This is a genomic window from Herbiconiux liukaitaii, from assembly GCF_041927495.1.
Classification (GTDB): Bacteria; Actinomycetota; Actinomycetes; order Actinomycetales; family Microbacteriaceae; genus Herbiconiux; species Herbiconiux liukaitaii.
Window position 1 is genome coordinate 710,398 of sequence record NZ_JBHFHG010000002.1, and the last position, 23,604, is coordinate 734,001.

Sequence of the window (23,604 nt, forward strand, 5' to 3'; positions counted from 1 at the left end):
CGGCAGAGGGCGGCGCGGGTCAGAGGGCGGCGGGGGGCTGCTCGCCCGGGGCCAGGAGGAGGGTGAGGCGCTGGGTGGGGCGCGTCATCGCGACGTAGAGGGCGGAGGCGCCGCGCGTCGACTCCGCGAGCAGGCCGGCTGGCGAGACCACGAGCACCGAGTCGAACTCGAGGCCCTTCGCGTCGGCCGGTGTGAGCAGTGCGACCGGGCGCGAGAGACCCGCCACGCCGACCCCGAGGGTCGACCCCAGCGACGACGTCAGGAACGTCGAGAGGTGGTCGAACAGCGCCGCGGGGGCGATGACCGCCGTGGTGCCGCCCGAGGCCCTCATCGACGAGAGCTGGGAGAGCAGCAGCTCATCCGACTCGGCGTCGGTCGACGGCGAGAGCGCCAGCACGGGCCACTCCGTGGTGCGCACCGACTGCGACCTCGTGACGGTGAGCCCGTTGGCGTGCGCCACGCGCTCGGCCGCATCCACGATCTGCGACGGCGTGCGGTAGTTGACGGTGAGCTCCTCGAGCCGCCAGGCGTCACCCACGAGTGGCGACAGCGTGGCCTCCCAGCTCGTGGAGGAGGCCGCAGAGGAGGCCTGCGCCACGTCGCCCACGATCGTGAACGAGCGCAGCGGCGACTTGCGCAGCAGCACGCGCCACTGCATGGGCGAGAGCTCCTGCGCCTCGTCGACCACGATGTGCCCGTAGGTCCAGCTGCGGTCGGAGGCGGCGCGCTCGGCCGTGGTGAGCGAGGCCGCGCTCTCGGCGAAGCCCGCCACCACGTCCTCCGCCGAGACGAGCCCCGAGACGTCCATGTTGCTGATGGCGCGCTTGGCGTTCTCGAGGTCGCGCTTGTGCTGCGCCTTGGCGGCGCGCTTGGCCGCCGTGTCGGCCACGTCGTACTCGCCGAGCAGCTCGGCGGCCTCGTCGAGCAGCGGCATGTCGGCGAGGGTGAACGCGGCACCGCGCTCCCGTCGCAGCAGGTCGCGCTTGGCCTTCGACCAGTGCCCGGTGAGCGACGCGAGCCACTGCGGGCGGGCGAACAGATCCTCGATGAGCTTCTCGGGGGTGAGCGGGATCCACGCGGTGTTGAGGGCGACCCGCACGTCGTAGGCGGTGCGCAGATCCTCCCGCAGGTAGGCCTGGTCGGCCTCGTCGACCGTGCTCCCCCGCCGGCGCAGCTGGTCGGCGAGCTGCTTGGTGAGCTGGTTGAGCACCGACTTCACGAACGCCACCCGGCCCTCGTTGTACGGCTTGCCGGATTCGCGGGCCTTGGCGATCGCCTCGGCGATGACCTGCGGCTGCAGCTCGAGCTTCTCACCGTTGACCTCGAGGGTCACCGACTCCGCGGGCACACGCTGCCGCGACCGCACGGCCCGACGGATCAGCGCCGCCATCTCGGACGAGCCCTTGAGCGCCGCCACGGCGGGCGGATCCTCGGCCGTGACGTCGTGCCCCGGGTAGAGCTGTCCGAGACTCGAGAGCACCACGCCGGTCTCACCGAGGCTCGGCAGCACGGCGTTGATGTACTGCAGGAAGGCCCGGCTGGGGCCCACCACGAGCACACCGCTCGAGCCGAGCCGCTCGCGGTGCGTGTAGAGCAGGTAGGCGGCGCGATGCAGCGCCACGGCGGTCTTGCCGGTGCCGGGCCCGCCCTGCACCACGAGCACTCCCGAGAGCTCGGAGCGGATGACACGGTCCTGCTCCGCCTGGATGGTCGAGACGATGTCGTGCATCTGCCCGGTGCGCTGCGCGGAGAGCGCCGCGAGCAGCGCTCCCTCGCCCTGCAGCTGGGTGGTGTCGTCGTCGAGCAGGGAGCTGTCGAAGACCTCGTCCTCGATGCGCACCACGTCGCGGCCGCGCGTGGTGAGGTGGCGCCGGGCCCTGGCCCCGAGCGGGGTGGCGGCCGTGGCCTGGTAGAAGGCACGGGCCTGCGGTGCGCGCCAGTCGAGCAGCAGCGGCTCGAGGTTCTCGTCGCGCAGGCCGAGGCGGCCGATGTAGCGCAGGGTGGAGGGGCTCTCGCCGGGGCCGGGATCGGGCTCGAGCAGTTCGAGCCGCCCGAAGGCGAGCCGCTCCCCGACCTCGCGGAGCTGCGCGATCCTGTCTTCGTAGACGCGCGCGAACGCGTCGCGCTCCGAGCGGGACTGGTGGTTGCCGCCCACGCTCTCGCGGCGCACCTGCGTGAGCTCCGCCTCCGCCTCCGCCTTCAGGCGATCGAGACGGGCGTAGAGCCCAGCCACGTAGTCGCGCTCACGATCGAGCTCTGTCTCCGCCACGGCACCTCCCGGAATCCGGCTATCGATTCTACCGGCCGGATCCCGGGTGGATGTCGCAGTCGAGCGTCACGGACGCCCAGTGTTCAGACGAACTGCATGGGTGTGAACCGGACGCTACGGGACCGAGATCAGGTCGATCACGAAGATGAGCGTCTTGCCGGCCAGGAAGTGGCCGCTGCCCGCGGGGCCGTAGGCGAGGTGCGGCGGGATGGTGAGCTTGCGGCGACCGCCGGCCTTCATGCCGGGGATGCCGTCCTGCCAGCCCGCGATGAGGCCGTTGAGGGGGAACGAGATGGTCTCGCCGCGGCCCCAGGAGGAGTCGAACTCCTCGCCGGTGTCGTACTCGACACCGAGGTAGTGCACCTCGACGGTGCCGCCGGGAACGGCCTCGGCGCCATCGCCCTCGACGATGTCGACGATCTCGAGGGTGGTGGGGGCCGGACCCTCTGGGGCGTCGAGCTCGGGCTTCTGGAGGTTGGAATCAGTCATGTCACCATCCAAGCCCACCCCGGTGCCGAGTGCAAAAGAGGCGGGCGGATGCGCCTCAGCCGTTCGCGGGGAGCGCACTCGCGAGCGACCGGCGGTCGGCGAGGAGCGTCTCGAGCAGGTGCGCCTCATCCTGCCGCACGGAGCCGTGGCCGATGCCGCCGCGCCCCGCGAGCAGGCGCTGACGGGCGAACGCGAGCCGCGTGGCGGTGCGGATGAACGACTTCATGGCCGCTCCCCCCTGCCCGCCGGGGAAGCTCTTCGCGAACCGCATGGCCTGCGCCCGCCCCGCGCCGGTCGCGAGCATCTCGACCTCGGCGGCGCTGAACCACCCCGCCTCGGCGTACTCCGCCAATCGCGCCCTGGTGAGCCTCGCCTCTGCCTTCCGCAGCTGCACCACGAGCACGATCGCGATGATGAAGAGCGGCACCTGCACCACGAGGTAGAGCAGGAAGAACCCCTCGATGCCCTCCACGAGGAACGTGGAGCCGTTCCAGAGCGCGTGCAGCCCGATGGCGAGCACGAGCCCGACCACGAAGATCACGGCCCCCCGCCAGAACCCGCGCCCACGCACCGCGAACCCGAGGGCCACCCCGGTGCAGGCGGTGAACATGACGTGCGCGAACGGCGACATGATGCCGCGCAGCACGAACGTGAAGCCGAGGCCCACCCCGCCGGACTCGATGAGCGACTGCCCGAAGTAGAGGATGTTCTCGGTGAAGGCGAACCCGGCCGCCACAGTGGCGCCGTAGACGAGGCCGTCGACGGGACCGTCGAACTGCCGCCGGAAGACCAGCAGCAGGATGAGGATGCCCGCGGCCTTCGCCCCCTCCTCCACCACGGGGGCCTGGATGACCGAGCCCCACAGCTCGCTCGTGGTGGCGGTGCCGTCGCTCGCCACGAGCACGGCCACCTGCACCCCCAGGTCCACGATGAGGGCGATCGCCACCGATGCGGCCGCACCCCAGAGGAACGCGAACCACAGGGCGGGCCGAGGCTCGGGCTCCCACCGGTCGATGAGCGTGATGGCCCCGATCACGACGGCGAGCGGGATGAGCGCCAGCAGCCCGCAGATCACGAACGCCACGGGCCCCAGCCCGAGCACGAGGTACGCCGCCACGGCGAGGAACACGAAGCCGAGCACGATGAACCCGATGATCGCGAGCACCACGGTGGCGGTGTCGGAGCGGCGAGCGGGCCCCTGCGCGGGCAGCACGGGAGCAGCGGGCAGGGAACCGGCGGGCGCCTCGGGGAGCGGGCGGGCCGCAGGCGAGGCCTGGGTGGCGGGCTGCCCCCATCCGGACTGTGCCGATCCGGGCTGCCCCGATCCGGGCGCCGGCGTTCGCGGGTCGAAGAGCGTCACGAGCAATCCTCACTGTCGGTCGAGCGCCAGCGTACCGCAGGGCGACTTCTCAGTACACCTTGCCAGGGTTGAGCAGGCCGCGAGGGTCGAAGACCGCCTTGAGGCGCCGCTGCAGCTCGAGCTCCTCCGCACCGAGCTCCCCCTCGAGCCACCGCTTCTTGAGCAGGCCGACGCCGTGCTCGCCTGTGAGCGTGCCGCCGAGCCGCACGCACGACTCGAACAGCTCGTCGGCGGCGGCCCACACGGAGTCGGGCACACCCACGGAGCCCGCGGGCAGCACGAAGTTGGGGTGCAGGTTGCCGTCGCCCGCGTGCGAGACGGTGGGGATGGCGATGCCGTGCTCGCGGGAGATCCGCTCGATCTCGGCGAACATGGCGGCCAGGGCCGAGCGCGGCACGCACACGTCTTCGACGAGCACCTCTCCACGCGCTTCGAGCGCGGGGTGGAAGCTGCGCCGGAAGGCCAGCAGCGCCTCTCCCGACGCGGCGTCGTGCGAGACCTCGATCCCCTCTCCCCCGCCCTCCGAGAGCACGGCGCGCACGGCGTCGGCCTCCGCCGAGGCCCCCGCGCCGTCGGTCTGCACGAGCACGTACGCGGCTCCCGGATGCGCCGGCGCCCGGCCGAGGTACTCCGAGACGGCGGCCACCGCTTCGGCATCCATGAGCTCCATGGCGGCGGGCCGGATCCTCGCCGCGGTGATCGCCGCACACGCGGCCGCGGCCGTGGTGACGTCGGCGAAGAACGCCGACACCGTCAGGGGGATGCCGGAGGGGATCGGCCGGATGCGCACGGTCGCCTCCACGATCACCGCGAGCGTGCCCTCGGATCCGGTGAGCAGCGCCGTGAGGTCGTAGCCGGCCACACCCTTGACCGTGCGTCGGCCGGTGCGCAGCACGCTCCCGTCGGCGAGCACGACCGTGAGCCCGAGCACCGCCTCGCGGGTGACACCGTACTTCGCGCACAGCAGCCCTCCCGCGTTGGTGGCGATGTTGCCGCCGATCGTGGAGATGGCCTTGCTGGCCGGGTCGGGCGAGTAGACGTAGCCGAAGGGCGCGAGGGCATCGCTGAGGTGCTGGTTGATCACGCCGGCCTCGACCACGGCGAGCTCGTCCTCGAGCGAGATCTCGAGGATGCGGTCCATGCGGCCGAGACCGAGCACCACGGCGCCGGTGCTCGACGTCGCGCCGGCGGCGAGGCCCGTGCCCGCGCCGCGCGGCACCACGGGGGCGCCGTGCTCGTGCGCGATCCGCAGGGCCTGCTGCACCTCGTCGAGGGTCGTGGGCTCCACGAGCGCCACCGCACCGCCCTCCGACCACCAGCCGGACTTGTCGGTCGCGAGCAGCCGCAGCGTCTCGGGATCGGTGACGACCCGCTCCCCGAGCGCCCCCACGAGGGCGTCGACGACAGCGCTCACCGCGAGGAGCCAGGATCGTCGTCGCGAGGGGGGTGGGACTCGACGTCGATCACCGGGATGGCCGAGGTGATGGCCTCGAGTCCCGAGAGCCGCGCCGGCGAGATGAGCTTCATCACGCGCTCCCGCGTCATGAGGTCGGCCTCCACCACGAGATCGGCGATGTTGCGATGCGTGAGCAGCGCCGTCTTGGCGAGTGCCGAGGCAGCGGCGTACCCGATGTAGGGCGTGAGCGCCGTGACGACGCCCACCGAGGTCGACACCATGGTGTCGAGCCGGTCGAGGTTGGCCGTGATGCCGTCGACGCAGTTGACCCGCAGGGTGCGCCAGCCGCCCGTCATCCAGGCGAGGCTCTGCAGCAGCGAGTGCGCGATGACGGGCTCGAACGCGTTGAGCTGCAGCTGCCCGCCCTCGGCCGCCATGGTCACCGTCACATCCGCCCCCGCCACCGAGAACGCGACCTGGTTGACCACCTCGGGGATGACGGGATTGACCTTGCCCGGCATGATGCTCGAGCCCGCCTGCCGCGGCGGCAGCGTGATCTCGCCGAGCCCCGCCTGCGGGCCGCTCGAGAGCAGCCGCAGGTCGTTGCAGATCTTCGAGAGCTTGATGGCCGTGCGCTTGAGCACGCCCGAGAGCGTCATGAACACGCCCGTGTCGCTCGTGGCCTCCACGAGGTCGGCGGCCGTGACGTGCTCGAAGCCCGTGAGGTCGCGGAGGTGCCTGCACACGGTGGCGGCGTAGTTCGGATCGGCCGTGATGCCCGTGCCGATGGCCGTGGCGCCGAGGTTGATCTCGGTGAGCAGCGGCACGGTGTGGCGCAAGCGCTCGAGGTCTTCGGTGAGGGTCGTGGCGAAGCCGTGGAACTCCTGGCCGAGTGTCATGGGCACGGCATCCTGCAGCTGGGTGCGGCCGACCTTGAGCACGTGGGCGAACTCCTGGCCCTTCTGCCCGAACGAGTCGCGCAGCAGCTCCTGCTCCACCATGAGCCGCTCGAGCGAGAACACCATCGCGAGCTTCACGGCGGTGGGGTACACGTCGTTCGTGCTCTGGCTGCGGTTGACGTCGTCGAGCGGATGCAGCACGTCGTAGCGGCCGGGCGCGTAGCCGTTGGCCTCGAGGGCCACGTTGGCGATGACCTCGTTGGCGTTCATGTTGGTGGAGGTGCCCGCCCCGCCCTGGATGACGCCCACCACGAACTGGTCGTGGAACTCGCCCGCGCGGATGCGGGTGCACGCGGCGTCGATCCAGCCGGCCTTCTCGGCATCCAGCACCCCGATCTCGAGGTTGGCGCGCGCGGCGGCCTGCTTGACGATGGCGAGGGCGTTGACGAGGTCGGGGTAGACCGAGATGGGGCGGCGGGAGATGGGGAAGTTCTCGAGCGCCCGGTAGGTGTGGATGCCCCAGAGCGCATCGGCGGGGATCTCGGCCGATCCGAGGCTGTCGATCTCGGTGCGAGTGGCTGTGCTGGTGTTGGGGGCGGTCATGGTGCTCCTCAGCTCAGGCGGCGTAGGAGACCCCGGATGAAGCCGTCCTTCTTCTCGGTGAACGGCGGGTAGACGAGCTTGAGGGTGTCGGGCGCGAGGCGCTTGTGCAGCACCGCCTTCTCATGGCTGAAGGTCTCCACGCTGCGGCGGCCGTGGTAGCTGCCCATGCCGCTCTCCCCCACGCCACCGAACGGCAGGCCGGGCACGGTCAGATGCGCGACGGGCACTCCGATGCCCACCGCGCCCGAGGACGTCTCGGTGAGGATGCGCTTGACGGCCTGCTTCGAGTTCGTGAACGCGTAGAGGCCGAGCGGCTTCTCACCCGCGCGGATGAACCGGATCGCGTCGTCGAGCCCCTCGACCTCCACGATCGGCAGCACGGGGCCGAAGATCTCCTGCTGCATCACGGGGGCGTCGCGGGAGACGCCGCTCAGCACGGTGGGCGCGAGGTAGCGCGTGCGCTTGTCGCTCCGGCCACCGGTGACCACGGTCTCGCCCTGCAGGAGACCCGTGAGGCGATCGAACTGCTTGTCGTTCACGATGCGGCCGTAGCTCGACGAGGTGCGCGGATCGCCGTCGTAGAGCTCTCCGATCGCCTCGACAACGTGGGGCGTGAGCTGCTCGGCCACCTCGCGCGTGGCAAGCAGGTAGTCGGGTGCCACGCAGGTCTGCCCGGCGTTCATGAACTTGCCCCACGCGATGCGCCTGGCCGTGGCGGCGAGGTCGACCGTGTCGTCCACGTAGACGGGCGACTTGCCACCGAGCTCGAGGGTCACGGGCGTGAGGTGCTTGGCCGCCGCGGTCATGACGATGCGGCCCACGGTGCCGTTGCCCGTGTAGAAGATGTGGTCGAAGCGCTCGGCGAGCAGCTCGGTGGTGGCCTCCACGCCGCCCTCGACCACGGCCACGCCGCGGGAATCGAGGTAGAGCGGCACGAGCTCGGCGATGAGCGACGAGGTGGCGGGAGCGAGCTCGCTCGGCTTCATGAGCACCGCGTTGCCTGCGGCGAGGGCCCCCACCACGGGGCCGAGCAGCAGCTGCAGCGGGTAGTTCCACGGTGCGATCACGAGCACGACACCGAGAGGCTCGAGCAGGGTCGAGGCGGATGCCGGGGCTATGGCGAGCGGCACGGGCACACGCTTCGGGCGCAGCCAGGTGCGCAGGTGGCGCACGGTGTGGGCGATCTCGCCGAGCACGATGTTGATCTCGGTGAGCCTGGCCTCGGTGGGGTTCTTGCCGAGGTCGTGGAAGAGGGCGTCCTCGAGGGCCGACGTGTTCTCCTCGAGCAGGCGCTCGAGCGCTCTCAGCTGGGCCAGCCGCCAGGCGAGCGGTCTCGTGACCCCCCGCTCGAAGCCCTCGCGCAGCACGGGCACCACCGGTGTTCCAGGAACGACCATCGACTCCAGAGTCATGACCCCATCGTAAACTGAACGGATGCGCGAATCTGCTCCCAAAGCCCGCCGGATCCCCTTCGAACGCAGCCACCACGGCGACACCGTGATCGACGCGTTCGAGTGGCTGCGCGACAAGGAGAACCCCGAGGTCATCGCCTACCTCGAGGCCGAGAACGCCTACACGGAGCAGGCCACGGCGCACCTCGCCGGCCTCCGCCAGTCGGTCTTCGACGAGATCAAGGCGCGCACCCAGGAGACCGACCTGTCGGTGCCCGTCCGCGACGGCGCGCACTGGTACTTCACCCGCACGTCGGAGGGCAGCCAGTACGGTGTGCACTGCCGCGCCCCCATCGCGGGCGAGGGCGACTGGACTCCCCCGCGCGTGGCGCCGGGCGAGACCCTCCCCGGCGAGGAGGTCGTGCTCGACGACAACGCCCAGTCGGAGGGCCACGAGTTCTACTCCCTCGGCTCGTTCGACGTGAGCCCCGACGGGCGGCTGCTCGCGTACGCCGTCGACACCGTGGGAGACGAGCGCTACACGCTGCGCATCCGCGACCTCACCACGGGTGAGGACCTGCCCGACGAGGTGGCGGACACCTTCCCGGGCGCGGTCTTCGCGGGCGACGGCGCCAGCGTCTACTACCCCACGGTCGACCACTCGTGGCGGCCGGACACCATCTGGCGGCACGAGCTCGGCTCCGACGCCTCGGCCGACGAGAAGGTCTTCACCGAGCCCGACGAGCGGTACTGGGTGGGGGTGGGTCTCACCCGCAGCAAGAAGTACCTCGAGATCGCGGTCGGCTCGAAGATCACGAGCGAGGTGCGCCTGCTCGACACCACGGATCCGCACGCCGAGTTCACGGTCGTCTGGCCGCGCGAGGAGGGTGTGGAGTACTCGGTCGAGCACGCCGTGGTGGGCGGCCGCGACCGGCTGCTCGTGCTGCACAATCGCGAGGCGCTCAACTTCGAGCTGCTCGAGGTCGACCCCGAACGCCCATCGGATGCCGCCGGCTGGCGCACCGTGCTCGCCCATGACCCCGAGGTGCGGCTCGAGGACGTCGACGCCTTCGCCCACCACCTCACCGTGGACTACCGCCGCGACGGGCTCACCCGAGTGGCCGTGCTGCCGCTCGCGGCCGACGCGCAGCACATCGACGGCGCGGGCTTCCGCGAGCTCGAGTTCGACGAGCCGCTCTTCTCGGTGGGCACCTCGGGCAACCCCGAGTGGCAGCAGCCGACCATCCGCTACGGCTACACCTCGTTCGTGACCCCCTCGTCGCTCTTCGACTACGACGTGGCCACGGGGGTCTCCACGCTGCTCAAGCAGCAGCCCGTGCAGGGCGGTTACGACCCCGCCGAGTACGAGCAGCGCCGCGAGTGGGCCACCGCCGCCGACGGCACGCGCGTGCCGATCTCGATCGTGGCCCGCACGGGCCTGCTCGACTCCGGCGAGCCGCAGCCGCTCGTGCTCTACGGCTACGGCTCCTACGAGGCCTCGATCGACCCGAGCTTCTCGGTGCCGAGGCTCTCGCTGCTCGACCGCGGCGTGGTGTTCGCCATCGCCCACGTGCGCGGCGGGGGCGAGCTCGGTCGGCACTGGTACGAGAACGGCAAGACGCTCACCAAGCGCAACACGTTCACCGACTTCGTGGCGTGTGCCGAGCACCTCATCGGCGCCGGGCTGACGGCTCCGGATCGACTGGTGGCGCAGGGTGGGAGCGCCGGTGGGCTCCTCATGGGCGCGGTCGCCAACATCGCACCGCAGCTGTTCGCGGGCATCCTCGCCCAGGTGCCGTTCGTGGATGCGCTCACGTCGATCCTCGACCCGTCGCTGCCGCTCACGGTGATCGAGTGGGACGAGTGGGGCGATCCGCTGCACGATGCAGAGGTCTACGCCTACATGAAGTCGTACTCGCCCTACGAGAACGTCACCGAGAGGACCTATCCGCGCATCCTCGCGGTCACGAGCCTCAACGACACCCGCGTGCTCTACGTGGAGCCGGCCAAGTGGACGGCGCGCCTCCGCGAGGTCGGCGCCCCCGTGCTCCTCAAGACCGAGATGACGGCGGGCCACGGCGGCGTCTCAGGCCGCTACGCCCGCTGGCACGAGGTAGCCGAGGAGTACGCGTGGCTCCTCGACGTCCTCGGTCGGGCTTAGGCCTAACCCTCCAGGGCGGACCGGAGGAGGGACACCAGTGCGTCTAGTTGGACGCTGTCGGTGGAGCCGATCTCGGCGTCGGAGCCGTCGAGGGCGCGGGCCGCGAGGCCCTGCTTCGAGTCGATGAGCTCGGCGATGCGGGTGTCGATGGTCTGCGCCGCGATGATCCGCCACGCCGTCACCGGCTCCTCCTGACCGATGCGGTGCACGCGGTCGATGGCCTGGGTCTGCTCCGCCGCCGTCCACGACAGCTCGGCGAGCACTACGTTCGAGGCCACCTGCAGGTTGAGCCCCACGCCGGCCGCGGTGAGCGAGCACACCGCCACCGAGACATCCGGATCCGTGTTGAACGCGTCGATCTCGCGCTGCCGCAGCGTGGCCGACTGGTCTCCGCGGATGGAGACGGTCTTGAGGTCGCGCTTAGCGAACAGCTCCTCCGCCGCATCCATCACGTCGATGTGCTTGGCGAAGAACACCACCTTGCCCACCGAGCGCGCCAGCTGGGCGGCGTAGTCGGCGGCGAGGCCGGCCTTCGCGGTGCCGATGCGGCGCACCATGGTGAAGACGTTGAGGCCGTCCTCCGTGGCCTTCGTGTCCTCGAGCTCCTGGCGGGCCACGAGGCGCATGAGGTCGTCGTCGGGCAGCTCGTCGATCTCGTCGCCCCTCGCGTTGGCGCGCGCGGCGACCAGACGCCGGTAGCGCGTGACGAGTCGGGCTCCGAGCTCGCGCTCGGCCTCGCGGATGGAGCGGCCGAGGTCGTCGTCGAGCTCCACCGGCAGGTCGACAACACGCTTGGCGGGAAGGTCGGCGGCCACGTCGATCTTGCGCCGACGCACGATGCCCATGTCGATCACGGCCTCACGCGCCTCGGCGAAGAAGCCCGTGTCGGCGGGCGTGAGGCCCACCTCCTCGAGCCGCTCCATGAGCACGGGTGTGGGCTTGGCGCCGTCGATCCACCCGAGGAACTGCCAGATGGCCCGGAAGTCGTCGACGTCGTTGATGAGCGGCGTGCCCGTGAGCGCCATCATGAGCGGATTGCCGCCGGGAGCGGTGTGGCGGATGCGGTCGGCCAGCGCGAGCACGTTGCGCGAGCGCAGCGACGACATGTTCTTGATGAAGTGCGCCTCGTCGACCACCATGCCGCGGAAGCCCATGGTGCCGAGCCAGGAGAGGTGCCGGTCGAGCACCTCGTAGTTGACCACCACGATGTCGGCGAACGCGTCGAGGTTCTCGCCGTCGCCGTTCACCACGGTGGCGCGGCGGTGCGGGGTCCAGATCTCGACCTCGCGGGCCCAGTTCATCTTGACGACGTTGGGCACCACGGCGAGCAGCGGATACGCATCGGCCACGGAGGCGGCGAGCAGCGACTGCGCCGTCTTGCCGAGACCGGGCTCATCGGCGAGCAGGAAGGTGCGATGCCCCGCCTGAACGCTCTGCAGGAAGCGGGACTGGTGCACCATGAGCTCGCGGCCCTTGGGCGACAGCCTGTCGATGGTCGGTGCCTCGGGCAGCTCCATGCTCGCCGCGTTGCCGCCGGCTCCGTACTCGAAGGCACGGTAGAGCGGGCCGAGCAGCTCCCAGTTGCTGAGCCTGCCCACGCCCTGCGGGCGGGCGGGCGTGAGGTCGGGCGCCATGAACGGGTTGGCGAGCTGGCGCGAGAGCACCGAGGTCGGCACGACCTGGCGTTCGGCGAGCTCGGGCGGCACCACGGTGGCCTTGGGCGTGATGACCTCGGGCTCCTCCTCCGGCACGTCGTAACCGGCGTCTTCGAGGTACTCCCGGCGCATGCTCCTGGCGGCGGGCGAGACGGCCACGTCGTTCTCGAGCAGGGCGATGAGCGAGGTGTCGCGCGCGGCGGTGCGGGCGAGGATCGACGCGATGCCGTCGAGTCGCTTGAGCTGCTCGGCGCGCTCGGAATCGCTCAGCGAGGTGTCGCCCTTGATGCCGGCGCGCTCCTCGCGCATGAGCAGCGCCACCACGAGGAACTTGGTGCGGTTCGAGGGTGCGACCTTGCCGCGCTGGGCGGCGGCTTCGACCTCGCGCACCTTGCGCGCGAGGATCGGAATGAGACCAGTGTTGTCTGCACTGCGTGTACGGCGATTGCCGGACCTTGACATCGTTCTCCCGGGGAGTGAGGCGGAGACGGAGCCCGGAGCGACCTTTGCACCGGAGCAACAAGGCTGAGAGCCTCGGTCGGTGCGAGAGATGCGGGCTGGCCCGTCGTTGCCTCAGTCTACGCGATGCACCTTGATGAGCAGACCACTGGCCACGAACACGATCGCGCCGACCACGTGGGCGATCTGCCAGCCCACGAGCGGCAGGTCGATCGGCAGCACGGGGTTCCAGAGCACGGCGATCGCCACGAGCGGTGGGATCCACCACCACTGCCTGGCCTGCCCGGCGAACACGCACATGATGAGCGCGAGGATGGCCACCACGAAGCGCGCGATGGTGAACCAGTCGCTGTCGACGACCGCCAGGAAGGCCACGAGCGCGATGGCGCCGAGGATGCCGGGGGCCAGGGCGGGGCGGGTGAAATCCGGGGCGGTCTGTCGCGAGCTCATGTCTCGCCAATCCTACGCGGCGGGCGATATGTTGAGTGCATGACCAATCCCTTGGCGTCCTCGAATCCTCCGTTCGCCGGCCCCGAGGGCCTCTGGACCGCCGACCCCGAGGAGCTCGCCGCGCGCCTCTTCACCACCGTGTTCGCGGGTCAGGGAGCGGTGCCGCTGCCTCAGAAGGACGTGGCCGACGTGTACGCCTCCCTCGCCGGTCTCGGCGGCTACTCGCTGCCCGACGTGCGGTCGGGCAACACGCAGCCCCTCGGTCTCACCGTGCAGCTCGCGCAGGAGTGCATCCTCATCTGGGAGCGCGCCACGGTCGCGACCCGTCTCTCGGCGGGCGCCAACCAGGTCGCCCACACCATCACGATGCTCCGATTCGGCCCCGCTGTGCTGCAGGCCTCCGACCCCGTGGCGGCTCTGAAGGCACGGCTGCACTGAGCGCCGCAGCCATGACCCCGCCCCTCGCCCGAGAGCGGTTCGGAGTGGTCGTGTTCGGTGACGTGATCGACGACGTCATCGTCACGCCCGCGCACGAGATCCGGCCCGACACCGATACCGCCGCCACCATCGAGCGCCGCCCGGGCGGCTCGGCCGCCAATGCGGCCGCCTGGTTCGCCCACCTGGGCGAGCCCACCGACTTCTTCGGCCGGGTGGGGGCTGCGGATGTGGAGCACCACACGGCGCTCCTCGCCCGCAACGGCGTCACCGCCCACCTGATCGGCGACGAGGATCGGCCCACCGGCACGATCGTCGTGATCCTGCAGGCCGACCGCACGCGCACCATGCTCACCGAGCGCGGGGCCAACGCCCTCACGAGCGGTGACGACGTCGACCGTGCGCTCCTCGGCCCCGGCGCCCACCTCCACTTCACCGGATACTCCGTGTTCAGCGACACCGAGGGGAGCGCCACCGAGCGCTACGCCGAGCTCATCCGCGAGGCCAGGGCGGCGGGCGCGACCGTGTCGGTGAACCCCGGATCGGCGGGCTTCATCGAAGATCACGGTGCGGGCCGCCTTCGTGCGGCCATGGCCGGTGCCGACATCCTCATCCCGAACCTCGACGAGGGGCGCGCGCTCACGGGGCTCCACGAACCCGACGAGATCGTGGACGCGCTGCTCACCGAGCACGACCTCGTGGCCCTCACCCTCGGGCACGACGGCGTGCTCGCCGCGCGGCGCGCGGGTGAACGCGTGCGGGTCCCCGCGATGCTGCTGACTCCGGTCGACACCACGGGAGCGGGCGACGCCTTCAGCGCGGGATTCGTGTCCGGGCTCCGCGCGACGGGCGGGGTGGCGGCGGGCGACCTCCTCGCCGCCGCCGAGGCGGGGGTGCGCAGCGCCGCCTCTGCCGTGGGCAAGGTGGGGGCCAGACCCGAACCGGAGCTCTCCCGCCCCTCGGCCGTCGCGGCGGCGTCGTAGCGTGGTGCCGCAGGAGGCCGCCAGCGCCGACAAGACCGACAGCTCAGACGAGGCCGCTCTCGCCCGCTTCCGCACCCTGCTCGCTGTGCCCACCATGTCGCGGCTCGACGTCGAGACCGTCGATGAGGAGGCCTTCGAGCGCTTCCGGGCGATGGTCGAGGAGCTGTACCCCGCTGTGCACGGCGCCTCCGAGCGCGAGCTCGTCGCCGGCGGCACGCTGCTCCACCGCCTCCCCGGTCGCCGCCCAGGACCGGCGACCGTGCTCATGGCGCACTACGACGTGGTGGCGGCCGACGCCGAGGGCTGGACGCATCCGCCCTTCGACGGCGTGCTGACCGGCCACGGAGACGAGCGCGAGCTCTGGGGCCGCGGCACACTCGACGACAAGGGCTCCGTGGTGGCCGTGCTCGAGGCGGTGGAGCGCCGGCTCGCCGAGGGCTGGGTGCCCGAGCACGACGTCTACCTGCTCTTCGGGCACGACGAGGAGACCCACGGCACGGGTGCCGAAGCCGCCGCGGCGCTGCTCGTGCAGCGCGGGGTGCGGATCGGCCTCGTGCTCGACGAGGGCGGCGCCGTGGTCGAGAAGCTCTTCCCCACGGTCGACGACCCGATCGCGGTGGTGGGCGTGAGCGAGAAGGGCACCACCAACTTCCGGCTCACGGTGGAGCAGCACGGCGGCCACGCCTCGACTCCCCCGCCCGTCACCGCCACGGCGCGGCTCGCTCGCGCCATCACCCGGCTCTCGGCGCGCCCGGCGCGGGCCAGGATGAACGACGTCACGGTGCAGATGATCCGCACCCTCGGCCCGCACGGTCGCGGTCCGCTGCGCTACGTGTTCACGAGAGCCCACCTCTTCCGCCCCCTGCTCACGGCGGCCTTCGAGCGCTTGAGCGACGAGACGGCCGCGATCGTGCGCACCACCATGGCGGTCACCCAGCTCTCGGGATCGCTCGCGGCGAACGCCCTCGCGGAACGTGCGGAGGCCGTGGTGAACGTGCGCATCGCCATCGGTTCCTCGGTGGATGCGACGAGGCGGCACATCGAGCGGGCCATCGGCGATCCGCTCGTGCGGGTCGAGGTGGAGGACGCCAACGAGCCGTCGCCGGTCTCGCGGAGCGAGGGCCCGGTCTGGCAGCTGCTCTCCGACGCCATCACGGCGGCCTACCCCACCGCGATCGTCACGCCCTACGTGCAGACGGGTGCGACGGATGCGCGCCGCTTCGCCCCGCACAGCTGCACGGTGTACCGGTTCAGCCCGTTCGAGATGTCGGCGGAGGAGCGCGCCACGCTGCACGCGAAGAACGAGAGGATGCACGTGGCCACCTGGTTCACGGGCATCCGCTTCTTCGAGGGGCTGCTGGGGCGGCTCTAGTCGGCCGAGGCGAGCACGATGTCGAAGACCGCCTCGCTCCACACCACGGCCACGCCGTCGGGCTTGCGCGGCGCCGCACCCGGCGCACGCTCCTCGAACGGCACGATGAGCGACTGCTTCACCCCGAACACCGCGTCGTCGAGGAGCCACTCGTCGCCGGCCACGAACACGTGCGTGATGAGGGTCTCGTGTCCCGGTGCCGACACCATGAAGTGCACGTGCGCCGGCCGCATGTTGCCGCGACCGGCGGCCCTCAGGAGCTCGCCGACGGGTCCGTCGTGCGGAATGGGGTACGCGGCGGGCTGCACGGTCCAGAAGTCGTAATGCCCTGAAGCGTCCGTGAAGAGGTGGGCCCTGCCGGCCAGCTCGCCCCGTTCGTACTGCACGTCGTAGAAGCCGTCGTCGTCGGCGGCCCACACCTCCACGCGCGCGCCCGCCAGCGCCGAGCCGTCGGTGGAGCGCACGCTGCCGCGCACGTAGCACGGCCGGCCGGGCATGCCGGTGCCGATGTCGTCGCCGTTCTCGATGAGCGGCGCATCCTGCACGAAGAACGGCCCGAACACCGTGGACTCGGTGGCGTCGGTGCGCGCGGGGGCGTTGACGCCCACGGTCATCATCGAGGCACCCAGCACGTCGGAGAGCAGGATGAACTCCTGCCGCGTGTCGTCGGTGATGTGGCCGGCGCGGGTGAGGAAGTCGATGGCCGTGTCCCACTCCGCCTGGCTCAGCCGCACGTCGCGCACGAAGCCGAGCAGGTGCCGCACGAGGCTCTCCATCACCACGCGGAACCGCTCGTCGCCGGCGCCCGCGAAGCTCCGCACCACCTGCTCGATCAGCAGGCGTTCGCGGAGCGCGTTCTCCCGTGCCTCATCGCGGTCTCCCGCCATGGTTGGACCCCTTCGTCCGGATGCCTCACCAAGGTGGTGCTACGAGTTGCCCAGTTCGCTGAGATCGGGCAGGCGGATGGGCCGGCTCGCGGGCGGCAGGCCCTGCACTCGCTCGATCGCGGGCCGCAGCTCGGAGAGCCAGGCCTCGTACCCTGCCTCGTTGAGGTGCAGGCGATCCTCGGTGTACTCCGGGTTGAGCTCGCCGTCGGCCTTCGCCATGGCGGGCCACAGGTCGAGGTAGTGCGCCCGCACCGTGGCGGCGAACTGCCACGTGTGGCGGTTGATCTCCTTCACGAACTCGGCGTACTCCCGGCCGCGCGGCATCACCGACTGCAACAGGATGCGCGCATCGGGCAGAGCGGCCCTCAGATTCACGAGGATCGTCTCGATGTTGCGCACCACCTGCTCCACGGCACGGCGGTTGGCCACGTCGTTGGTGCCGATGAGCAGCACCACGGTGTCGGGCTCCACCTCGGCCACCTCGTCGAGGCGCTCGAGGAGCGCCTCGGTGGTGTCGGCACCCCTGCCCAGGTTGATGGCTTCGAACTCGGGGAACCATTCCTGCCAGCGGCCACCCTCGGTGAGGCTGTCGCCGACGAAGACGGTCTTGGAAACTACGGTCATCAGAACCTCCAGCTGCGTGCGGGCCAGTCTACGCGGCCTGCTCGCGGCCCGCCGCAAGGGCGGTCTCGGTGATGCGGTTGGCCATGCCGTTGAAGATCACGCCATGGAAGGGAAGAATCGCGAACCAGTAGAGCCGACCGCCTAGCCCGCGGGGGAAGAAGATGGCGCGCTGATCGTAGATCGAGCCGGGCGAGCCGTCGTCGGCGGGCCGTGCGCGCATCTCGAGCCACGCGCGCCCAGGCACCTTCATCTCGGCGCGCAGCCGCAGGAACTCGCCGCGGTCGATCTGCTCCACCCGCCAGAAGTCGAGCGCATCGCCCGTGTTGAGGCGGTTGGCGTTGCGGCGTCCCCGGCGGAGGCCGACACCGCCCACGATCTTGTCCATCCAGCCGCGCACGGCCCAGGCGAGCGGGAAGGAGTACCAGCCGTTCTCGCCGCCGATGCCCTCGATCACGGTCCACAGGTGGGCCTGATCCGCCTTGGTCCTCCGGCTCTTGACGTCGAGGAACACGGTGTGGCCCGCCCACTCGGGGTCGCTCGGCAGCGGATCGCTCACCGCGCCGTCGACGAGCGAGTCCTGCCAGCTCGTCTCGACCTCGCCGGCCTGCATCTTCTGCAGCGCGAGCCGCACGGCGCGGCGGTAGGGCGTGAGCCCGCCCTCGGGGTCGGGGATGTAGCTGCGGATGTCGTGCTCGTGCGTGACGCAGTCGAACTGCAGCGACGCGATGATGGGCATGGCGAGGGCGCGCGGGATGGGGGTCACGAGGTTGACCCACTGCGAGGCCAGCCACGGGGTGAGCACGGGGAGGGCTGCGATGGCGCGCTGCTTGAGGCCGGCTTCGAGCGCGTAGCCGTTCATCATCTGGCCGTAGCGCAGCACGTCGGGACCGCCGATGTCGAAGGTGCGGTTGAGATCCTCGGGGAGGTCGGCCGACTTGACGAGGTAGTAGAGCACGTCGCGCACGGCGATCGGCTGGATGTGGTTGCGCACCCACTTGGGGGCGGGCATGTAGGGCAGCACGTCGGTGAGGTGCCGGATCATCTCGAACGAGGTGGAGCCGGAGCCGATCACGACGCCCGCCTGCAGGGCCGCGGTGGGCACCCCGGAGGCGAGGAGGATGCGGCCCACCTCCACGCGCGAGCGCAGGTGGGGCGAGAGGTCGTCGACGGGCTCGTCGGAGCCGGACGACTCGGGGTGCAGACCGCCGAGGTAGACGATGCGCTCGACCCCGGCCGCAGCCACGGCCTGGGCGACGTTCTCGGCCGATTCGCGTTCGACCGTCTCGAAGTCGTGCTTGGCACCGCCCATCGAGTGCACGAGGTAGTAGAACACGTCCACTCCCGCGCACGCCTCGGCGAGCGAGGCCGGGTCGCCGAGGTCGCCCTCGACCACCTCGACGTCGCCGGCCCACGGCACCTCGTCGAGCTTGAGGGGGCTCCGCACGAGCACACGCACGCGGAACCCGGCCTCCAGCAGGCGCGGAACGAGCCGCCCTCCGATGTACCCCGTAGCCCCCGTCACCAACGCCAGTCGCGCACCATCACTCATACGACTCACGCTACAAGCGAGACAGGATTCCCGCCCTCAACTCCCAGCCGACGCCTCAGATCAGCGACTTCGTGTGCCAGACCGTTTTGAGTTCTGTGAACGCTGTGATGCGGTCGAGGGAGGGGGCCGCCGCATCCGGGCCGTCCTCAGGGTGGACGACGCGCTTGAGCGTCTCGGCGGCCGCGATCTCGAGGTCGATCCACTCGAGCGCCGAGGCGCCCGTGAGGTCGAGCGCGTTCACGTCGGCGTGGCTCGCGAGCCACGGCGCGATCTCGGCCGGCGACCCGGTGAGCACGTTCACGACACCCTTCGGCAGGTCGCTCGTGGCGAGCACCTCGCCGAGGGTGATGGCCGAGAGCGGATAGGCCTCGCTCGCCACGACCACCACGGTGTTGCCGGCCACGAGGGCCGGCGCCACCACGCTCACGAGACCGAGCAGCGAGGAGTCCTGCGGCGCCACGATCGCCACGACGCCCGTGGGCTCCGGCACCGAGAGGTTGAAGTACGGCCCCGCCACGGGGTTGGCGTTGCCGGTGACCTGCTGGTACTTGTCGGTCCACCCGGCGTACCAGACCCAGCGGTCGATCGCCTCCTCCACCTGGGCGCGCGCCGCCGACGACGACACACCCTGCTGGCGCACGATCTCGTCCTCGAACTGCGCCCGTCGGCCCTCGAGCACCTCTGCCACGCGGTAGAGCACCTGACCGCGGTTGTAGGCGGTGGCGCCCGCCCAGCCGCTCACGGCGGCCCGGGCAGCCACGACGGCGTCGCGAGCATCCTTGCGCGAGGCCTTGGCGGCGTTCGCGAGGAACACGCCCTTGGGGCTCGTCACCTCGTAGACCCGCCCGGACTCGCTGCGCGGGAACGCACCGTTGACGTAGAGCTTGTAGGTCTTCGCGACCTCGATGTGCGTCATTTCGATCCCTTCAGGTAAGCGGCGAGTCCGTGCCGGCCGCCCTCGCGGCCGTAGCCCGACTCCTTGTACCCGCCGAACGGCGAGGCGGGGTCGAACTTGTTGAACGTGTTGGCCCACACCACTCCGGCGCGCAGCTTGTCGGCCACGGCGAGGATGCGGGAGCCCTTGTCGCTCCAGATGCCGGCCGAGAGGCCGTAGGGGGTGTTGTTCGCCTTGGCGATGGCCTCGGCGGGCGTGCGGAACGACAGCACCGAGAGCACCGGTCCGAAGATCTCCTCGCGTGCGATGCGGTGCGAGGTCGAGACGTTCGTGAAGATCGTCGGCGCGAACCAGAAGCCGTTCTCGGGCAGCTCGCACTCGGGGCTCCAGCGCTCGGCGCCCTCGTCCTCCCCCACCTGCGAGAGCTCGCGGATGCGGGCGAGCTGGGCGGCCGAGTTGATGGCGCCCACGTCGGTGTTCTTGTCGAGCGGATCGCCCACCCGGAGCGTCGACAGCCTCTGCTTGAGCCGCTCCACCACGTCGTCGTGCACGTTCTCCTGCACGAGCAGGCGGGAACCTGCGCAGCACACGTGCCCCTGGTTGAAGAAGATGCCGTTCACGATGCCCTCGACCGCCTGGTCGATGGGAGCGTCGTCGAACACGATGTTCGCGGCTTTGCCGCCGAGCTCGAGGGTGAGCTTCTTGCCGCTGCCCGCGGTCGAGCGCGCGATCTCGCGGCCCACGCCGGTCGACCCGGTGAAGGCGACCTTGTTGACGTCCGGGTGGTTCACGAGCGCCCGGCCCGTCTCACCCGCACCGGTGACGATGTTGACCACACCGGCCGGCAGATCCGCCTGCTGCAGGATCTCGGCGAAGAGCAGCGCCGTGAGCGGCGTCGTCTCGGCGGGCTTGAGCACCACGGTGTTACCGGCGGCCAGCGCGGGGGCGATCTTCCACGCGAGCATCATGAGCGGGAAGTTCCACGGGATGACCTGAGCGGCCACTCCGAGCGCGCGCGGGTTGGCGCCGAGCCCCGCGTGGTCGAGCTTGTCGGCCCAACCGGCGTAGTAGAAGAACCAGGCGGCCGCGGTGGGGATGTCGAAGTCGCGGCTCTCCTTGATGGGCTTGCCGTTGTCGAGCGACTCGGCCACGGCGAGCTCGCGGGCACGCTCCTGCACGAGGCGGGCGATGCGGAAGAGGTACTTGCCGCGATCCCGGCCCGACAGGCGCGACCAGGTCTTCTCGTAGGCGCGGCGCGCTGCGGCGACCGCGCGGTCGACGTCGGAGGCGTCGGCGTGCGCGATCTGGGCGATGTGCTTCTCGGTGGCGGGCGAGATGGTGGCGAAGGTCTCGCCGTTGCCCGGCGTGAACTCGCCGCCGATGAAGAGGCCGTACTCGGGCTTGAGGTCGAGGATGGCCGTCGACTCGGGGGCTGGGGCGTATTCGAGGAATGACATGAGGTGTCCTGTGTCCTAGTCGATCGTCACGTAGTCGGCGCCGGAGTAGTGTCCGGTCGAGAGCTTCTGGCGCTGCAGCAGCACGTCGTTGAGCAGGCTCGACGCTCCGAAGCGGAACAGGTGCGGCTGCAGCCACTCCTCGCCCACGGTCTCGGCGACCGTCACGAGGTACTTGATAGCGTCTTTCGACGAGCGGATGCCGCCCGCGGGCTTGACGCCGATCTTCTCGCCGGTGAGGCGGTTCCAGTCGCGCACGACCTCGAGCATGAGCAGCGTCACCGGGAGGGTGGCCGCGGGGGCGACCTTGCCCGTGGAGGTCTTGATGAAGTCGCCACCCGCGAGGATCGCGAGCCACGAGGCGCGGCGCACGTTGTCGTAGGTGTTCAGCTCACCCGTCTCGAGGATGACCTTGAGGTGCGCGAACGATCCATCCGCACGCCGGCAGGCCTCCTTGACGGCCACGATCTCGTCGAAGACCTGACCGTAGCGGCCCGAGAGGAAGGCTCCGCGGTCGATCACCATGTCGATCTCGTCGGCACCGGCGGCCACCGCATCCGCGGTGTCGGCGAGCTTGACCGCGAGCGAGGCCCGGCCCGAGGGGAACGCCGTGGCCACGGCGGCCACGGAGATGAGGCCCTCGCCGGAGTCGCGCCCGGCGGCGTGGGACGATCCGAGGGCCTCGACGGCGTACGGCACCATGTCGCCGTAGACGCACACGGCGGCCACGCGCGGGGTCGAGGTGTCCGAGGCATCCGGAACCAGTGCCTTCGCCACGAGCGACCGCACCTTGCCGGGCGTGTCGGCGCCCTCGAGCGTGGTGAGGTCGATCAGCTCGATGATCTTGTCGAGCGCCCACACCTTCGAGGTCGTCTTGATGGATCGGGTGCCGAGGCCGGCGGCGCGCTGCTCGAGGCCCACGGCGTCGACACCGGGGATGCCGTCGAGGTAGCGCTTGAGAGTGGATTCGGTGAGGTCTTCGCCCAGGACCGCCAGCGCACGCTGGGCAGGACTGACCGCTCTGTCAATGGTCATCCATCAATTCTGCCACTGGTCCTCGAGCATCCGTGGCCTGGCCACCACGATGCCCGCGAACCCCACAGCCACGGCGCTGCCGAAGAGCAGCAGCAGAGAGGCCGTCCACTCCCCCGTGAGCTCGTGCAGCACACCCACGAGCAGGGGCCCTGTGGCGCCGAGGGCGTAGCCGAAGCTCTGCACGAACGAGCTCAGCGCCACGGCTCCCTCGTGGCTGCGGGTGCGCAGGTTGATGAGCACGAGCACGAGCGGGAAGAACAGCGCGCCGCCGCCCGCGAGGGCCACCCACAGCCAGACGAGCGTGCCGGGGGCGAGCAGCAGCCCGAGACTTCCGCCCAGGTAGCACAGCACTCCGGCCGCGATGAGCCCGCCCACGCTCTTGAGCCGCACGGTCAGCACGGGCACGAGCAGCGAGGCCGGCAGCCCCATGACCGAGTAGAGCGAGAGCAGGGCTCCGGCCTGCACGTCGGTCACGCCGGCCACGTCCACGAGGATCGACGGCAGCCACGAGAACATCGCGTAGGAGTTGAACCCCGTGAGCCCGAACACGATCATGAGCGACCACGCCAACGGGCTCCGCCACACCCGCCCGCGCCGACCCGTCCTCGGCTCGACCTCGGGGGCGGCAGCCCTCGGGCGCGCCGCCAGGGTGAGCATCGGGATGAGGGCGAGGAGCGCGAGCGCCGCCCACATGCCCACCGCGATGCGCCAGCCCGCGGTGTCCGTGACCTGCACGGCCACGAGCGGCGGCAGGGTGGCGCCGATGGCCATGGTCGTGGCGTACACCGAGGTCACGAGCCCGATGCGGTCGGGGAAGTACGTCTTGACGAGCGGGGGCAGCAGCACGTTCGCCGTGCCCATACCCGCGAAGGTCACGGCGCTGGCCACGGCCAGCACGGCGAAGGAGTCGCCGACCGAGCGCAGCAGGTGGCCCGCGACCATCACGGCGAGGGCCCCCGCGAGCACTCGCTCGAGCCCGAACCTCCGATGCAGGGCGGGCGCGAAGGGCCCCACGGCGGCGAAGCACACGAGCGGCAGCATGCCGAGCAGCCCGATGCCCACCGAGTCGAGAGAGATGTCGGTGCTGATCTCGTCGAAGATCGGCGAGAGCGCGGCCACGGCGGTGCGCAGGTTGAGCCCCACCATCACGATGGCGATCAGCGCGAGGGCGCGCCCCCGCCAGAGCGGGCGTGCCGGAGGGCTTCCCTCGTCCGAGCCGCTCACCGCGGCCTCGAGAT

19 protein-coding genes are annotated in these 23,604 nt (G+C 70.8%); 4 read left to right on the plus strand and 15 right to left on the minus strand.

The genetic code is table 11. From position 1 onward, the window contains the following. Positions 1-19: 19 nt before the first annotated feature. From ACEXQC_RS03915 to ACEXQC_RS03940, 6 genes are all read right to left on the minus strand, one after another. Positions 20-2,269, minus strand: a complete 2,250-nt coding sequence (locus ACEXQC_RS03915) for a HelD family protein (RefSeq protein WP_374818591.1) — start codon at positions 2,267-2,269, stop codon at positions 20-22. A gap of 114 nt (positions 2,270-2,383) precedes the next feature. Further along, a complete protein-coding gene (locus ACEXQC_RS03920) occupies positions 2,384-2,758 on the minus strand; it encodes an FKBP-type peptidyl-prolyl cis-trans isomerase (RefSeq protein WP_291045616.1) in 375 nt (124 codons plus the stop codon). Between the two features lie 55 nt (positions 2,759-2,813). Next, positions 2,814-4,118, minus strand: coding sequence for a PrsW family glutamic-type intramembrane protease (locus tag ACEXQC_RS03925; protein ID WP_374818595.1), 1,305 nt, complete (start codon positions 4,116-4,118; stop codon positions 2,814-2,816). Between the two features lie 49 nt (positions 4,119-4,167). Continuing rightward, positions 4,168-5,532 (minus strand): FAD-binding oxidoreductase, encoded by a 1,365-nt coding sequence (locus ACEXQC_RS03930; RefSeq protein ID WP_374818598.1) that lies wholly within the window; start codon positions 5,530-5,532, stop codon positions 4,168-4,170. Continuing rightward, positions 5,529-7,016: an aspartate ammonia-lyase gene (locus ACEXQC_RS03935; protein ID WP_374818601.1), complete on the minus strand. Its 1,488-nt coding sequence runs from the start codon at positions 7,014-7,016 to the stop codon at positions 5,529-5,531. The genes ACEXQC_RS03930 and ACEXQC_RS03935 overlap by 4 nt, the downstream gene beginning before the upstream one ends. Before the next feature lie 8 nt (positions 7,017-7,024). Then, positions 7,025-8,428, minus strand: a complete 1,404-nt coding sequence (locus ACEXQC_RS03940) for an aldehyde dehydrogenase family protein (RefSeq protein ID WP_374818603.1) — start codon at positions 8,426-8,428, stop codon at positions 7,025-7,027. Positions 8,429-8,450: 22 nt separating this feature from the next. Between ACEXQC_RS03940 and ACEXQC_RS03945 the strand changes: the two genes are divergently transcribed. Beyond that, complete coding sequence (locus ACEXQC_RS03945; RefSeq protein ID WP_374818606.1) at positions 8,451-10,568, plus strand: S9 family peptidase; 2,118 nt, start codon at positions 8,451-8,453, stop codon at positions 10,566-10,568. A 2-nt stretch (positions 10,569-10,570) separates the two neighbouring features. Here ACEXQC_RS03945 and ACEXQC_RS03950 read toward each other — a convergent pair whose 3' ends face one another. Both ACEXQC_RS03950 and ACEXQC_RS03955 read right to left on the minus strand, forming a co-directional pair. Then, positions 10,571-12,685, minus strand: coding sequence for a DEAD/DEAH box helicase (locus ACEXQC_RS03950; RefSeq protein WP_374818608.1), 2,115 nt, complete (start codon positions 12,683-12,685; stop codon positions 10,571-10,573). Between the two features lie 111 nt (positions 12,686-12,796). Continuing rightward, positions 12,797-13,132 (minus strand): DUF6804 family protein, encoded by a 336-nt coding sequence (locus tag ACEXQC_RS03955; RefSeq protein ID WP_374818610.1) that lies wholly within the window; start codon positions 13,130-13,132, stop codon positions 12,797-12,799. A 39-nt stretch (positions 13,133-13,171) separates the two neighbouring features. On the opposite strand from ACEXQC_RS03955, the gene ACEXQC_RS03960 reads away from it, so the two are divergent. From ACEXQC_RS03960 to ACEXQC_RS03970, 3 genes are read left to right on the plus strand one after another with little or no spacing between them, the layout of a single operon-like run. After that, positions 13,172-13,570: a hypothetical protein gene (locus tag ACEXQC_RS03960; protein ID WP_374818613.1), complete on the plus strand. Its 399-nt coding sequence runs from the start codon at positions 13,172-13,174 to the stop codon at positions 13,568-13,570. Positions 13,571-13,581: 11 nt separating this feature from the next. Further along, positions 13,582-14,550, plus strand: a complete 969-nt coding sequence (locus tag ACEXQC_RS03965; protein WP_374818616.1) for a carbohydrate kinase family protein — start codon at positions 13,582-13,584, stop codon at positions 14,548-14,550. A 1-nt stretch (position 14,551) separates the two neighbouring features. Next, the gene (locus ACEXQC_RS03970; protein WP_374818619.1) at positions 14,552-15,922 is read left to right on the plus strand and encodes a M20/M25/M40 family metallo-hydrolase; all 1,371 of its coding nucleotides are present in this window, start codon (positions 14,552-14,554) and stop codon (positions 15,920-15,922) included. On the opposite strand, the gene ACEXQC_RS03975 is transcribed toward ACEXQC_RS03970, so the two are convergent. The 7 genes from ACEXQC_RS03975 to ACEXQC_RS04005 are packed head-to-tail and all read right to left on the minus strand — an operon-like array spanning position 15,919 to position 23,590. Next, on the minus strand, positions 15,919-16,809 hold the full coding sequence (locus ACEXQC_RS03975; RefSeq protein WP_374818622.1) for a dioxygenase family protein: 891 nt from the start codon (positions 16,807-16,809) through the stop codon (positions 15,919-15,921). The two genes, ACEXQC_RS03970 and ACEXQC_RS03975, sit on opposite strands and share 4 nt — an antisense overlap. Positions 16,810-16,848: 39 nt before the next feature. Then, complete coding sequence (locus ACEXQC_RS03980; protein WP_374818625.1) at positions 16,849-17,433, minus strand: GDSL-type esterase/lipase family protein; 585 nt, start codon at positions 17,431-17,433, stop codon at positions 16,849-16,851. Between the two features lie 28 nt (positions 17,434-17,461). Continuing rightward, positions 17,462-18,982 (minus strand): SDR family oxidoreductase, encoded by a 1,521-nt coding sequence (locus ACEXQC_RS03985; protein ID WP_374818628.1) that lies wholly within the window; start codon positions 18,980-18,982, stop codon positions 17,462-17,464. 55 nt (positions 18,983-19,037) lie between these two features. Continuing rightward, positions 19,038-19,898: an aldehyde dehydrogenase family protein gene (locus ACEXQC_RS03990; protein ID WP_374818631.1), complete on the minus strand. Its 861-nt coding sequence runs from the start codon at positions 19,896-19,898 to the stop codon at positions 19,038-19,040. Continuing rightward, on the minus strand, positions 19,895-21,334 hold the full coding sequence (locus tag ACEXQC_RS03995; RefSeq protein ID WP_374818634.1) for an aldehyde dehydrogenase family protein: 1,440 nt from the start codon (positions 21,332-21,334) through the stop codon (positions 19,895-19,897). Before ACEXQC_RS03995 ends, ACEXQC_RS03990 begins: the two co-directional genes overlap by 4 nt. Positions 21,335-21,349: 15 nt before the next feature. Further along, entirely contained in the window at positions 21,350-22,366 is a 1,017-nt protein-coding gene (gene deoC / locus ACEXQC_RS04000) for a deoxyribose-phosphate aldolase (RefSeq protein ID WP_374818637.1), read from the minus strand. A gap of 3 nt (positions 22,367-22,369) precedes the next feature. Then, positions 22,370-23,590 carry an MFS transporter gene (locus ACEXQC_RS04005; protein WP_374818640.1) on the minus strand — a complete coding sequence of 407 codons (1,221 nt, stop codon included), beginning with the start codon at positions 23,588-23,590 and terminating at the stop codon, positions 22,370-22,372. Positions 23,591-23,604 lie beyond the last annotated feature (14 nt).

Excerpts from the sequence above, each read along its gene's own strand:
- deoC (WP_374818637.1), bottom strand. The coding sequence starts at position 22,366 with ATGACCATTGACAGAGCGGTCAGTCCTGCCCAGCGTGCGCTGGCGGTC.
- ACEXQC_RS03940 (WP_374818603.1), bottom strand. The coding sequence starts at position 8,428 with ATGACTCTGGAGTCGATGGTCGTTCCTGGAACACCGGTGGTGCCCGTG.
- ACEXQC_RS03920 (WP_291045616.1), bottom strand. The coding sequence starts at position 2,758 with ATGACTGATTCCAACCTCCAGAAGCCCGAGCTCGACGCCCCAGAGGGT.
- ACEXQC_RS03980 (WP_374818625.1), bottom strand. The coding sequence starts at position 17,433 with ATGACCGTAGTTTCCAAGACCGTCTTCGTCGGCGACAGCCTCACCGAG.
- ACEXQC_RS03935 (WP_374818601.1), bottom strand. The coding sequence starts at position 7,016 with ATGACCGCCCCCAACACCAGCACAGCCACTCGCACCGAGATCGACAGC.
- ACEXQC_RS03965 (WP_374818616.1), top strand. The coding sequence starts at position 13,582 with ATGACCCCGCCCCTCGCCCGAGAGCGGTTCGGAGTGGTCGTGTTCGGT.
- ACEXQC_RS03955 (WP_374818610.1), bottom strand. The coding sequence starts at position 13,132 with ATGAGCTCGCGACAGACCGCCCCGGATTTCACCCGCCCCGCCCTGGCC.
- ACEXQC_RS03945 (WP_374818606.1), top strand. The coding sequence starts at position 8,451 with ATGCGCGAATCTGCTCCCAAAGCCCGCCGGATCCCCTTCGAACGCAGC.
- ACEXQC_RS03995 (WP_374818634.1), bottom strand. The coding sequence starts at position 21,334 with ATGTCATTCCTCGAATACGCCCCAGCCCCCGAGTCGACGGCCATCCTC.
- ACEXQC_RS03950 (WP_374818608.1), bottom strand. The coding sequence starts at position 12,685 with ATGTCAAGGTCCGGCAATCGCCGTACACGCAGTGCAGACAACACTGGT.
- ACEXQC_RS03985 (WP_374818628.1), bottom strand. The coding sequence starts at position 18,982 with ATGAGTGATGGTGCGCGACTGGCGTTGGTGACGGGGGCTACGGGGTAC.
- ACEXQC_RS03960 (WP_374818613.1), top strand. The coding sequence starts at position 13,172 with ATGACCAATCCCTTGGCGTCCTCGAATCCTCCGTTCGCCGGCCCCGAG.
- ACEXQC_RS03990 (WP_374818631.1), bottom strand. The coding sequence starts at position 19,898 with ATGACGCACATCGAGGTCGCGAAGACCTACAAGCTCTACGTCAACGGT.
- ACEXQC_RS03975 (WP_374818622.1), bottom strand. The coding sequence starts at position 16,809 with ATGGCGGGAGACCGCGATGAGGCACGGGAGAACGCGCTCCGCGAACGC.